At 41.5% G+C, this 13,364-nt stretch carries 12 protein-coding genes; 11 read left to right on the top strand and 1 reads right to left on the bottom strand.

Features of this window, described 5'->3' with window-relative positions:
* Window positions 1-5: 5 nt before the first annotated feature.
* From SCSH_RS06025 to dexB, 4 genes are all read left to right on the top strand, one after another.
* Complete coding sequence (locus tag SCSH_RS06025) at window positions 6-839, top strand: carbohydrate ABC transporter permease (protein WP_057490993.1); 834 nt, start codon at window positions 6-8, stop codon at window positions 837-839.
* A gap of 272 nt (window positions 840-1,111) precedes the next feature.
* Window positions 1,112-2,557 carry a sucrose phosphorylase gene (gene gtfA, locus SCSH_RS06030; RefSeq protein ID WP_057490994.1) on the top strand — a complete coding sequence of 482 codons (1,446 nt, stop codon included), beginning with the start codon at window positions 1,112-1,114 and terminating at the stop codon, window positions 2,555-2,557.
* A gap of 22 nt (window positions 2,558-2,579) precedes the next feature.
* Window positions 2,580-3,710 carry an ABC transporter ATP-binding protein gene (locus SCSH_RS06035; RefSeq protein ID WP_057490995.1) on the top strand — a complete coding sequence of 377 codons (1,131 nt, stop codon included), beginning with the start codon at window positions 2,580-2,582 and terminating at the stop codon, window positions 3,708-3,710.
* 299 nt (window positions 3,711-4,009) lie between these two features.
* Window positions 4,010-5,620 carry a glucan 1,6-alpha-glucosidase DexB gene (gene dexB / locus SCSH_RS06040; RefSeq protein WP_057490996.1) on the top strand — a complete coding sequence of 537 codons (1,611 nt, stop codon included), beginning with the start codon at window positions 4,010-4,012 and terminating at the stop codon, window positions 5,618-5,620.
* 77 nt (window positions 5,621-5,697) lie between these two features.
* Here the strand turns inward: dexB and SCSH_RS06045 are convergent, their stop codons facing one another.
* Entirely contained in the window at window positions 5,698-6,462 is a 765-nt protein-coding gene (locus SCSH_RS06045; protein WP_057490997.1) for a DeoR/GlpR family DNA-binding transcription regulator, read from the bottom strand.
* Between the two features lie 261 nt (window positions 6,463-6,723).
* Here SCSH_RS06045 and lacA point away from each other — a divergent pair, with 261 nt between their 5' ends.
* From lacA to lacG, 7 genes are read left to right on the top strand one after another with little or no spacing between them, the layout of a single operon-like run.
* On the top strand, window positions 6,724-7,149 hold the full coding sequence (gene lacA / locus SCSH_RS06050; protein ID WP_057491098.1) for a galactose-6-phosphate isomerase subunit LacA: 426 nt from the start codon (window positions 6,724-6,726) through the stop codon (window positions 7,147-7,149).
* Between the two features lie 19 nt (window positions 7,150-7,168).
* Window positions 7,169-7,684, top strand: coding sequence for a galactose-6-phosphate isomerase subunit LacB (gene lacB / locus SCSH_RS06055; protein WP_057490998.1), 516 nt, complete (start codon window positions 7,169-7,171; stop codon window positions 7,682-7,684).
* Between the two features lie 14 nt (window positions 7,685-7,698).
* Window positions 7,699-8,631 (top strand): tagatose-6-phosphate kinase, encoded by a 933-nt coding sequence (locus tag SCSH_RS06060; protein ID WP_057490999.1) that lies wholly within the window; start codon window positions 7,699-7,701, stop codon window positions 8,629-8,631.
* A 2-nt stretch (window positions 8,632-8,633) separates the two neighbouring features.
* Window positions 8,634-9,614 carry a tagatose-bisphosphate aldolase gene (gene lacD, locus SCSH_RS06065; RefSeq protein WP_057491000.1) on the top strand — a complete coding sequence of 327 codons (981 nt, stop codon included), beginning with the start codon at window positions 8,634-8,636 and terminating at the stop codon, window positions 9,612-9,614.
* Window positions 9,615-9,638: 24 nt separating this feature from the next.
* Window positions 9,639-9,953, top strand: coding sequence for a PTS lactose transporter subunit IIA (gene lacF / locus SCSH_RS06070; RefSeq protein ID WP_057491001.1), 315 nt, complete (start codon window positions 9,639-9,641; stop codon window positions 9,951-9,953).
* Between the two features lie 3 nt (window positions 9,954-9,956).
* Window positions 9,957-11,666: a lactose-specific PTS transporter subunit EIIC gene (locus tag SCSH_RS06075; RefSeq protein ID WP_057491002.1), complete on the top strand. Its 1,710-nt coding sequence runs from the start codon at window positions 9,957-9,959 to the stop codon at window positions 11,664-11,666.
* An 11-nt stretch (window positions 11,667-11,677) separates the two neighbouring features.
* The gene (gene lacG / locus SCSH_RS06080) at window positions 11,678-13,084 is read left to right on the top strand and encodes a 6-phospho-beta-galactosidase (protein WP_057491003.1); all 1,407 of its coding nucleotides are present in this window, start codon (window positions 11,678-11,680) and stop codon (window positions 13,082-13,084) included.
* Window positions 13,085-13,364: the final 280 nt, after the last annotated feature.

Genomic DNA, 13,364 nt, shown 5'->3' on the forward strand with positions numbered 1-13,364 from the left:
CAGTTATGAAAAAAGAAGAAGCACTTAATAATTTTTGGAAATATGTTCTCCTTGCAGTCGGTGGTTTTCTTATTTTAATCCCTCTGCTGGTGACAGTCTTTAGTTCTTTTAAGATAACTAAAGACATTATGAATAATTTTTTCTCTTTCCCTAATCCTTTTACCTTGGATAACTATCGGCGGCTCTTGGCAGACGGAATAGGTGGGTATTTTTGGAATTCAGCGCTTATCACAGTCCTGTCAGTTGTTTTAGTAACGCTGCTTATTCCTGCAGCAGCCTATTCTATTGCCAGAAATATGACACGTCAAAAGGCTTATGCAATTATGTACAGTCTTTTGATATTAGGCATTTTCGTTCCCTTCCAAGTTATTATGATTCCTATCACTGTTATGATGAATCGACTGGGAATTGCTAATATGTGGGGGCTTATTCTGCTTTATCTTACCTATGCCATTCCACAAACCCTCTTTCTTTATGTTGGTTATATCAAGATGAGTGTTCCTGATAGTTTGGATGAAGCTGCAGAGATTGATGGTGCAGATAAGTTTACAACTTATTTTAAAATCATCTTTCCTATGCTAAAACCCATGCATGCAACAACCTTGATTATTAATGCTCTGTGGTTTTGGAATGACTTCATGCTGCCGCTCTTAATTTTGAATAAAGATTCAAAAATGTGGACCCTGCCACTCTTTCAGTACAACTACACCGGTCAGTATTTCAACGACTACGGTCCAAGTTTTGCTTCCTATGTCGTTGGTATCATTACCATTACCATTGTCTACCTCATTTTCCAGAAGAATATCATTTCTGGTATGAGCAATGGTGCTGTGAAATGAGGCCTAAAAAGTTGGCGATTCAAGCTGACTTATTTTTCAGCAGGTCTTACAGGATTTTCCAAGGCATTTCACGATGTCAATGATTTAAGTGCTGCTGATTTGAAACTTCTGGTTGTCGGAGATAGGGCCTTCTGTTGAGGTCTTTATAATCACGAGAAACACTGTCTAGGATCTTTTATGAAAAGGCTGATACCTTAAGTCTCAAAGAATAACAGTATCCAAAGAATTATCTATTGCCACTATTAGAGTTAACTGAAGATGAGGAGTTCACTATGTCTATAAAAAATCAAACCATGCTCATTACTTACTCGGACAGTCTGGGTAAGAATTTAAAAGAATTAAAAACCAATCTGGAACGCTACTTTGGTGCTGCCATCGGCGGTGTGCACTTGCTGCCTTTCTTTCCGTCAACTGGTGACCGAGGTTTTGCCCCCATTGCCTACGATGAGGTTGACCCTGCCTTTGGTGACTGGACTGATGTCAAGCGCCTAGGGGAAAAGTACTACCTTATGTTTGACTTCATGATCAATCATATATCGCGTCAGTCGAAGTACTATAAGGATTTTCAAGCTAAAAAAGACGCTTCTGCCTATGCAGAACTGTTCTTGCGCTGGGAACAATTCTGGCCGCAAGGCCGTCCGACTCAGGCTGATGTGGATCTGATTTATAAGCGTAAAGACCGTGCTCCGATGCAGGAAATTGTCTTTGCGGACGGCAGTAAAGAACACCTTTGGAATACCTTTGGCGAAGAACAGATTGACCTTGATGTCACCAAGCAAGTAACCATGGACTTTATCAAGGAGACCATTGAATACTTAGCTGCCAATGGCTGCGATTTGATTCGTTTGGATGCTTTTGCCTATGCTGTTAAGAAAGTAGATACCAATGATTTCTTTGTAGAACCTGAGATTTGGGACTTGCTTTCCAAAGTGCAGACCATGGCTCACTCGGCCGGAGCTGATATCCTACCGGAAATCCATGAGCATTATTCCATCCAGTTTAAGCTGGCCGAGCATGATTACTTTGTGTATGATTTTGCCCTGCCGATGGTGACGCTCTACTCTCTCTACAGCGGAAAGGCGCAGCGTCTGGCAGACTGGCTGAAAAAGAGCCCTATGAAACAATTTACTACCCTTGATACTCATGATGGTATTGGTGTCGTAGATGTCAAAGATATTTTAAGCGATGAGGAGGTCGCCTATACCTCAGACCAACTCTATAAAGTGGGTGCTAATGTCAACCGCAAGTACTCAACCGCCGAATATAATAATCTGGACATCTATCAGATTAATACGACTTATTACTCAGCTCTTGGTGATGATGACCGCAAGTACTTTGTCGCTCGTCTCATCCAAGCCTTTGCGCCGGGGATTCCGCAGGTCTACTATGTTGGCTTCTTAGCTGGCAGGAATGATTTAGACCTACTTGAAAAGACCAAGGAAGGGCGTAATATCAACCGCCACTATTATACGAGTGAGGAAATAGCCCAGGAAGTTAAACGCCCAGTTGTTAAAGCTCTGCTTAAGCTGTTTACCTACCGCAATCAGTCAAAAGCCTTTGACCTTGATGGAAGCATCGCTGTCAGCAATCCGGATGAAAATACCTTGATCATTACCCGCCGTAATGCGGCTGAAACGGTGGAAGCAAGAGCTGAGATTAATTTAAAAACACTTGCTTACCGTGTCACTGAAAATGGCCAAACCATCTATTTTGATTAAAAAGGAGTAAAGAGAAAAGCTTATGGTAGAATTACGTTTAAATCACATTTATAAACAATACCCTAATACCAGTCACTATGCGGTAGAAGACTTTGACTTAACCATCAAAGATAAAGAATTCATCGTCTTTGTCGGCCCGTCAGGCTGTGGGAAGTCCACTACTTTGCGCATGGTGGCAGGGCTGGAAGATATTAGCAAAGGAGAGTTGAGCATTGATGGTGAAGTGGTCAATGATAAGGCTCCTAAGGACCGCGACATTGCTATGGTCTTTCAAAATTATGCCCTCTATCCACACATGAGCGTTTATGATAATATGGCCTTTGGGCTCAAACTGCGTAAATATTCTAAAGAAGCCATTGATCAGCGAGTTAATGAAGCGGCCCAAATTCTTGGCTTGAGCGAATTTTTGAACCGTAAGCCAGCAGATCTCTCGGGTGGTCAACGTCAGCGGGTGGCTATGGGACGAGCCATTGTACGCGATGCCAAGGTCTTTTTGATGGATGAGCCGCTCAGTAACCTTGATGCTAAACTCCGGGTGTCCATGCGGGCTGAGATTGCTAAGCTTCATCGCCGTATTGGTTCCACAACCATTTATGTCACTCACGACCAAACTGAAGCCATGACTCTGGCCGATCGCATTGTCATCATGAGTTCAACCAAAAATCCTGACGGCTCCGGTACCATTGGCCGAGTGGAACAAATTGGGACACCGCAGGAGCTCTATAATCAGCCAGTCAATAAATTTGTGGCAGGGTTCATTGGTAGTCCAGCTATGAATTTCTTTAAAGTGACTGTCCGAAAGGATCGTTTAGAAGGAGATGGTTTGAATCTTGCCTTGCCTGAGGGGCAGCTGAAACAATTAAAAGCTAAGGGTTATTTGGATAAGGAAGTGATTTTTGGGATTCGTCCAGAAGATATTTCCAGCCGTCAGCTGGTGCATGAGACCTACCCAGAAGCAAGTGTAAGAGCAGAAGTGCTGGTTTCAGAATTGCTAGGTGCTGAGACCATACTTTATGTCAGACTGGGAAGCCACGAATTTACAGCGCGTGTTGATGCCAGAGATTTCCATCAGCCAGGGGATCAGGTTCAGCTGACCTTCAATGTAGCTAAAGGACACTTCTTTGATGTCGAGACAGAAGAAGCTATTCGATAGGCCTGATTGTGTAAAGAGGCTGAAAGGCCTAGTCGTGGATAAGTTTTTGCCAACCTTAAGCTGTCTGCGGCTGCTTGTGACGCCTGTTGGCGCTGTAATCGACTGCACCAAGTCAGATTTTCTTTAGATATAAAGCAATCGTTTGGGTTGTACTAAAGGCAGTTCCGCTTGATGAGAGAACTGTCAGTCCTTTGAAAAGGTCTGGAAGTTCTTGTTTAAACGAAAAAGCTTGTAATGCAAACGCTTGCATTATTCTAGAAAAGAGCTACAATAAATTTAACAGGACAAAGGAGGTTTTTATGCAGAAACATTGGTGGCACAAGGCAACAATTTATCAAATCTATCCTAAATCATTCATGGATGCTAATGGTGATGGCCTTGGCGATTTAAAGGGAATTACCAGTAAACTTGACTACCTGCAAAAACTGGGCATTACAGCTATTTGGCTGTCACCTGTTTATCAGAGTCCTATGGATGATAATGGTTATGATATTTCGGATTACCAAGCTATTGCTGATATTTTCGGCAGTATGGCAGATATGGATGAGCTGCTAAAGGAAGCAAATAGCAGAGGAATCAAAATCATTATGGACTTGGTTGTCAACCATACTTCAGATGAACATGCTTGGTTTATTGAGGCGCGCAGCAATCCTGAAAGTCCCGAGCGTGATTATTACATATGGCGAGATCAGCCAAATGATTTGCTTTCCATTTTTGGAGGGTCCGCCTGGGAATACGACCAAGCTTCCAATCAGTATTACCTGCATTTTTTCAGCAAGAAGCAGCCTGATTTGAACTGGGAAAATGCTGAACTGCGCCAGAAAATTTATGACATGATGAATTTCTGGATTGCTAAGGGCATCGGCGGTTTTCGTATGGATGTTATTGACATGATTGGTAAAATTCCCGATCAGAAAATTTCCAGCAACGGTCCCAAACTGCATGACTACATCAAGGAAATGAACCAAGCGACTTTTGGCCAGCATGATTTACTGACCGTTGGTGAGACTTGGGGAGCTACTCCTGAGATTGCCAAACGCTACTCTGAACCTGATGGTCAAGAGTTATCAATGGTCTTTCAATTCGAGCATGTCAGCCTTCAACACAAGCCTAACGCTCCTAAATGGGATTATGAAAAGGAACTGGATGTCCCTGAACTTAAAAATATTTTTGCCAAATGGCAGACTGAATTGGCCTTGGGACAAGGCTGGAATTCACTATTTTGGAATAATCATGATCTGCCACGAGTGTTGTCTATTTGGGGCAACACGGGTACTTATCGTCAAAAGTCAGCTAAGGCCTTGGCCATCCTTTTACATCTTATGAGGGGAACTCCTTATATTTACCAAGGCGAAGAAATTGGCATGGTCAATTATCCCTTCAAAGATTTAAGTGAAATCAACGACATCGAATCACTTAACTATGCTCAAGAAGCCTTGGAAAATGGCAAGACCAAAGAACAGATTATGGACAGTATTTGCATGATCGGCCGTGATAATGCCAGAACACCCATGCAATGGGACAGGACAAAACAGGCAGGTTTTTCAGTATCCGACCAAACGTGGCTGCCAGTCAATCCCAATTATAAAGACGTTAATGCAGCAGCAGCTCTAGCTGATCCAGATTCTATTTTTTACACTTATCAGAAACTGGTAGGGCTGCGCAAAGAATGCGATTGGCTGATTGATGCAGACTTTGAGCTTTTAGAAACGGCTGATAAGGTTTTTGCTTATAAGCGCAGTCTGCCAGATGAAAGCTACCTTATCGCGGTCAATCTTTCTGATGAAGAACAGGACTTTGAACTGACAGATAGCTATAAAGAAACAATTATCAGCAATACAGATGAAAACCAAGCTTTCGCAAATCATAAACTCCAGCCTTGGGATGCCTTTTGTGTCCGGCTAAACTGAGTTTTAAAATTTAAGATAAAACAAGAGATGACAGCCCTTTTTATTGGCTGTCATCTCTTGTTTTTTGTCACTGAATGCTACTTACCATCAGCTTTGAGAACCTTGGTGAACTGATTATAGAGAGCCTGTCTCTCATCTGAAATCTTAGAATCGGTCACTACATAATCAAAAGCACTGGTCTTATAAAAGACGAAGAAATCATAAGAATCAAATTTTTTATTGTCAACTAAGAGATATTTTTCCAGAGCTTTATTTAAAGCGAGTTCTTGAATGGTTCCTTCAGATTCGCTGTAAGTGGCTACCGAATCTTTATAGACTGCATTGGCACTGATGAAAGCCTTGGAAAAGGTCAGTGAAGCGATATTACTGCTGGCTAAGGAACCGACAAAAGCTCCAGTAACAGGACGGTATTCTCCGCCGATAAGTAAGAGGTCGATGCTTGAGCTTTCTTTTAAAATATCAAAAACTGGCAGACTATTGGTAATAATGCGCAAGTTACGCTGAAGAAGTTCCTGAGCAAAATATTCCAGTGTGGTTCCTGGACCGATAAAAATAGTTTCACCGTCTTGGACCCACTGAGCAGTAAAGGCAGCGATTTCTTTTTTCTCAGCAACTTGTTCGGATTGTTTTTCAATGTTTGATTTTTCAGGTTTGTCCAATAAGTTGATACTTTGAGCACCGCCGTGCACCCGAATTAATTGGTGTTCCTTTTCAAGCTCTGCCAGATCGCGGCGGACAGTCATATCAGAAACGCCCAATTCTTTTATAATGTCGTTTACTGTAATGATTGATTGATGTTTTAACTGTTCTACTATCCAATTTAATCTTTCTTTTTTTATCATATCTGACTCCTATACAGTAATCATTTGACCATATTATAGCATAAAAATTTAAAAATATCACATTTATAAACAAAAAAGAACAAAATGAAAATTTAAATATTTTATCAAAAAAATAAGAAATATTATATAGAAAACAAGAAGAAACAAATGTTTATTAGATTTTTTAAAGTAAACAAAAATATTCGTTTTCCTCTTGACAAAATGTTTGATTTGGTTTATTATTATCTTGTAACAAACAAAAACAAACAAAGGAGAAGAAAAATGGCAATTGTACTTGGTGCCGATAAGGCAGGAGAAAGACTTAAAGATGTTGTCAAGGATTATCTGCTGGCAAGAGGCTTTGACATTGTGGATGTCAGTGCAGAAGGACAAGATTTCGTTGACGTTACCTTAGCAACGGCAGCTGAAGTCACTAAAGCAGACGACAATGTAGGTATTGTTATTGATGCCTATGGAGCCGGTCCTTTCATGGCTGCTACCAAAATCAAAGGTATGATAGCTGCAGAAGTATCTGATGAACGCTCTGCCTACATGACCCGTGCTCATAACAATTCTCGCATTATTACGATGGGGGCAGAGATTGTCGGTGACGAATTGGCAAAGAATATTGCTAAAGGATTCGTTGAAGGCCACTATGATGGCGGTCGCCATCAAGTCCGCGTTGACATGCTGAATAAGATGTGCTAAGGCAAGGGAGGAAAAGAAAATGAAAATCGCTATCGGCTGTGACCATATTGTAACAGATGAAAAAATGGCTGTCTCAGAATTTTTAAAATCAAAAGGCTATGAAGTGCTTGATTTTGGGACTTACGACCATGTCCGCACCCACTACCCTATTTTTGGGAAAAAAGTTGGAGAAGCTGTTGTCAGCGGACAGGCAGATCTGGGTATTTGCATCTGCGGTACCGGTGTTGGTATCAATAATGCTGTTAACAAAGTACCGGGTGTTCGCTCAGCTTTAGTGCGTGATATGACTTCCGCTCTCTACGCTAAAGAAGAGCTCAATGCTAATGTCATCGGCTTTGGCGGCAAGATTACCGGCGGACTTTTGATGAATGATATCATTGAAGCTTTCATCAAGGCAGAATACAAAGAAACTGAAGAGAACAAAAAATTGATTGCTAAAATTGCTCACGTTGAAACTTCTAACGCTGATCAAGCAGATCCTGACTTCTTTAAAGAATTTCTTGACAAATGGGATCGCGGGGAATATCACGATTAAGAAAGGCTGACCTTATGATTCTTACCGTAACGATGAATCCTTCCATCGATGTTTCCTATCCGCTGGACAAGCTCAAGCTTGATACTGTCAACCGTGTCTCAGAAGTCACCAAGACACCAGGCGGCAAGGGACTGAATGTGACACGTGTCTTAGCAGAAGCAGGCAATGACGTTACTGCGACGGGTTTAATTGGCGGCAGACTCGGTGATTATTTGACCGAAAAGCTGACACAGACAGGCATCAAACATCAGTTTTTCCCTATTCATGGTGAAACACGCAACTGCATTGCAATTCTGCATGAAGGACTGCAAACTGAAATTTTAGAGGGCGGCCCTTTGATTGACCCTGATGAAGCTGAAGGCTTTCTGCATCATTTCAAACTAATCTTGAAATCCTTTGATGTCATAACGATTTCCGGCAGCCTGCCAGAAGGCCTTGAAAAGACCTACTATGCTAAATTAATCGGACTGGCTAATTTATACCGGAAAAAAGTGGTCCTTGACTGTTCAGGTGCAGCGCTCGAAGCTGTCCTTAAATCTCCAGAAAAACCAGCTGTCATCAAACCTAACAGTGAAGAATTATCACAGTTATTGGGCAGAGATATTTCAGAAGATATAGACAGCCTGAAGGAAGTTCTGCTGGAACCTTTGTTTGAAGGAATTGACTGGATTATTGTCTCTCTGGGAGCAGACGGTGCTTTTGCCAAGCATAAGGATAAATTCTACAAGGTGGATATTCCTAAAATCGATGTTGTCAATCCAGTTGGATCCGGCGACTCAACTGTAGCAGGAATTGCATCGGCATTGGCACACGGTGAGGACGATGCTGCCCTTTTAAAAAAAGCAAATGTTCTTGGCATGCTGAATGCCCAAGAAAAAATGACGGGTCATGTCAACATGGCTAACTACGATACTTTGTATCAACAAATTCAAGTAAAAGAGGTTTAAAAATGGTACTGACAGAACAAAAACGCAAATACATGGAAAAACTGAGCGATGAAAATGGAATTATTTCAGCACTTGCCTTTGACCAACGCGGCGCTTTAAAACGTTTGATGGCGCAGCATCAAACACAAGAGCCAACCGTTGCACAGATGGAAGAATTAAAGGTGTTGGTAGCACAGGAATTGACTCCTTACGCTTCTTCAATGCTGCTTGATCCAGAATATGGTCTGCCTGCAACAAAAGCTCTTGATAAGAACGCAGGTTTGCTTTTGGCTTATGAAAAAACAGGCTATGACACCACCAGTACCAAACGTTTGCCGGACTGCTTGGATGTTTGGTCAGCCAAACGCTTGAAAGAACAAGGAGCAGATGCTGTTAAATTCTTGCTTTATTATGATGTAGACAGTTCTGACGAGCTCAATCAGCAAAAACAAGCTTATATTGAACGTGTTGGTTCTGAATGTGTGGCAGAAGATATTCCTTTCTTCTTGGAAATTTTGGCTTATGATGAAAAGATTGCCGATGCAAAGAGTCCTGAGTATGCTAAAGTTAAACCTCATAAGGTTATCGAAGCGATGAAAGTTTTCTCAGATCCACGCTTTAACATTGATGTGCTTAAGGTTGAAGTTCCTGTTAACATGAACTATGTTGAAGGTTTTGGCGATGGCGAAGTTGTTTACAGCAAGGAAGAAGCAGCAGCATTCTTTAAACAACAGGATGAAGCAACTAACCTTCCTTATATTTACCTGAGCGCTGGTGTATCTGCTAAATTGTTCCAAGATACTCTTGTTTTTGCTCATGAATCAGGAGCAAACTTTAACGGTGTTCTTTGCGGCCGTGCTACTTGGGCAGGCAGTGTCAAAGATTACATTGAAGAAGGCCAAACAGCAGCGCGTGAATGGCTGCGGACAACAGGTTTCCAAAATATTGATGAACTCAATAAAGTGCTGCAAAAAACAGCAACATCATGGAAAACAAAAGTTTAATGTTTTTGAAAAGGAGGAACTATCATGAACAGAGAAGAAGCGACGCTTTTAGGATTTGAAATTGTGGCTTATGCTGGGGATGCGCGTTCAAAACTACTTGAAGCATTGAATGCTGCTCAGGCAGGAGATTATGCCAAAGCCGAAGAACTCGTCACAGCAGCCGAAGAATGCATCACTGATGCTCATAAAGCTCAAACCAGCCTTTTGACCAAAGAAGCGCAGGGCGATGCAATTGAACTGAGTGTTACCTTAATGCACGGTCAAGATCATTTGATGACAACCATACTGCTGAAAGATTTAATGAAGCACTTAATTGAATTATATAAGAGAGGGAACTAAAATATGAACGCATTGATTGCTCAGATTGAAAAAGGAAAACCCTTCTTTGAAAAAATCTCTCGCAATATCTATCTGAGAGCTATTCGGGACGGATTTATTGCCGGTATGCCGGTTATCCTGTTTTCAAGTATCTTTATCTTGATTGCTTATGTTCCCAATTCCTGGGGCTTTCATTGGAGCAAGGGAATTGAAAACCTCTTAATGACACCATATAACTACTCTATGGGGATTCTGGGTTTCTTTGTTGCAGGGACAACAGCCAAGGCTTTGACAGATTCTATGAATCGTCAGCTAGAAGATACCAATCAGATGAACTTCATCTCAACGATGCTGGCATCTATGGTTGGATTTCTTATCATGGCGGCAGAACCGGCAAAAGAAGGCGGCTTCCTGAGTGGCTTTATGGGAACTAAAGGTTTGCTGACAGCCTTTATTGCAGCCTTTATTACCGTTAACATTTACAAGGTCTGTGTTAAAAATAATGTTACCATTCACATGCCTGAGGAGGTACCACCTAATATTTCCCAAGTCTTTAAGGATTTGATTCCATTCACCTTGTCAGTTGTTGTTCTTTATGCTCTTCAGCTGCTTGTTCAGCGGTTCCTGGGTGTTAATGTTGCCGAATCAATCGGAACTCTCTTAGCACCTTTGTTCTCAGCTGCGGATGGTTATGTCGGAATTACCTTTATCTTTGGAGCTTTTGCCTTCTTCTGGTTTGTTGGTATTCATGGTCCTTCTATTGTTGAACCAGCTATTGCAGCCATCACTTATGCGAATGCAGAAGTCAACCTCAATCTCTTGCGCGCTGGTGAACATGCGGATAAAATCTTGACTTCAGGCACACAGATGTTTATCGTTACCATGGGTGGTACAGGTGCGACACTTGTTGTTCCTTTCATGTTCATGTGGTTGACTAAATCAAAACGTAACAAGGCTATCGGACAGGCTTCTGTCGTACCTACTTTCTTTGGGGTTAATGAACCGATCTTGTTTGGTGCGCCTCTTGTCCTCAACCCAGTTTTCTTTATTCCATTCATTTTAACACCGATTGTCAATGTCTGGCTGTTTAAATTCTTTGTGGATACTTTGGGAATGAACAGTTTCACTTCCAATCTGCCATGGGTAACCCCAGCACCGCTTGGTCTGCTTTTGGGAACAAACTTCCAAGTTCTGTCCTTTATTCTCGCAGTACTTCTGATTGTAGTTGATATAGCTATCTACTATCCATTTGTTAAGGTTTATGATGAGCAGATCTTGGCTGAGGAAGCTTCTGGAAAATCTGGCTCTGATGCTCTTAAGGAGAAAGTTGCTGCTAACTTTGATACCAAAAAAGCAGATGCTATTCTTGAAAATGCTGGCGCTGCAGACGGAAAAGCAGCTGACAGCAGTATCACTGAACAGACAAATGTTCTAGTTCTCTGTGCTGGCGGCGGTACCAGCGGTCTTTTGGCCAATGCTCTCAATAAAGCTGCAGCTGAATACAAAGCACCGGTCAAGGCTGCAGCCGGCAGTTACGGTGCCCACCGCGAAATTCTGCCGCAGTATCAATTAGTTATTTTGGCACCGCAGGTAGCTTCTAACTATGAAGATATGAAAGCCGAAACAGACAAGCTTGGTATTAAATTAGCTAAGACTGAAGGAGCTCAATACATTAAGCTGACTCGCGATGGTCAGGGAGCCTTGGCATTTGTTGAAGAGCAATTCAAAGATTGAGAGGTCATAAAATGACTAAAACATTACCTAAAGATTTTATCTTCGGTGGTGCAACAGCTGCCTATCAAGCAGAAGGTGTCACCAAAGGAGAGGGCAAGGGACCTGTTGCCTGGGATAAATATCTGGAAGATAATTATTGGTATACAGCAGAACCTGCCAGCGATTTTTATCATAAATACCCTGTTGATTTAAAATTAGCTGAAGAATTCGGCGTCAATGGTATCCGAATTTCCATTGCCTGGTCGCGGATTTTCCCAACTGGTTTTGGTCAGGTCAATCCTAAAGGTGTTGAATTCTATCACAATCTTTTTGCAGAGTGTCACAAGCGTCATGTTGAGCCCTTTGTGACCCTGCACCACTTTGATACTCCGGAAGCTCTGCATTCTAAAGGCGATTTTCTCAATCGCGAAAATATTGATCATTTTGTTGATTATGCTGAATTTTGTTTCAAAGAATTTCCAGAAGTTAACTACTGGACAACCTTCAATGAAATCGGCCCTATCGGCGATGGACAGTATTTGGTTGGGAAATTCCCGCCAGGTATTAAGTATGATTTAGCTAAAGTTTTCCAATCCCATCACAATATGATGGTCTCGCATGCCCGTGCGGTTAAACTTTTCAAAGACGGCGGCTATTCCGGTGAAATCGGTGTCGTACACGCCCTACCAACCAAGTATCCTTATGATCCTGCTAATCCTGCTGATGTTAGAGCCGCAGAATTAGAAGACATCATCCATAATAAGTTTATTCTTGATGCTACTTATCTGGGAGAATATTCGGATAGAACGATGGAAGGCGTCAATCATATCTTAGCTGTCAATGGTGGTGAGCTGGATCTTCGCGATGAAGACTTTGCAGCTCTTAAGGCTGCTAAAGATTTGAATGACTTCTTGGGCATCAACTACTACATGAGTGACTGGATGCGCGCCTTTGACGGGGAAACGGAAATTATCCATAACGGAAAAGGCGAAAAAGGAAGTTCTAAATACCAGATTAAGGGTGTTGGCCGCAGAGAAGCGCCAGTAGATGTACCAAAAACAGATTGGGATTGGATCATCTACCCTCAAGGTTTATACGACCAAATCATGCGTGTCAAAACCGATTATCCAAATTACAAGAAAATCTATATCACTGAAAATGGTCTGGGATATAAAGACGAATTTTTAGACAATACTGTTTATGACGACGGACGTATTGATTACGTTAAAAAGCATCTAGAAGTTATTTCAGATGCCATAGCTGATGGTGCCAATGTTAAAGGTTACTTCATTTGGTCACTTATGGATGTTTTCTCATGGTCAAACGGCTATGAAAAACGTTACGGTCTCTTCTATGTTGATTTTGATACTCAAGAACGCTACCCTAAAAAGAGTGCTTACTGGTATAAGAAATTGGCTGAGAGCCAAACAGTTGACTGACGCCTGTGTTTTAGTATCAGTTGATAACTATGACACATAGCCCTTGGCTTTAAGTCATCTTGTTTGGAAAAATTGCTGCCTTGACTGAAATTTAATTTAAAGTTGTTTCTTCAATACTTTCTTATCTATTTATACATATACCCTATATTACCCTATATTTAATAAATACTTCCAAATATCAAAAGCTTTGTTTAAATTTTAGGAAAAGGCAGCATAGAAACAAGAGTGACAGTCTTTGATTGCACTCTTGTTTTGTTTTAATGATTAATACTCTTCAAAA

It is taken from the genome of Streptococcus orisasini (assembly GCF_001431045.1).
Taxonomy (GTDB): domain Bacteria; phylum Bacillota; class Bacilli; order Lactobacillales; family Streptococcaceae; genus Streptococcus; species Streptococcus orisasini.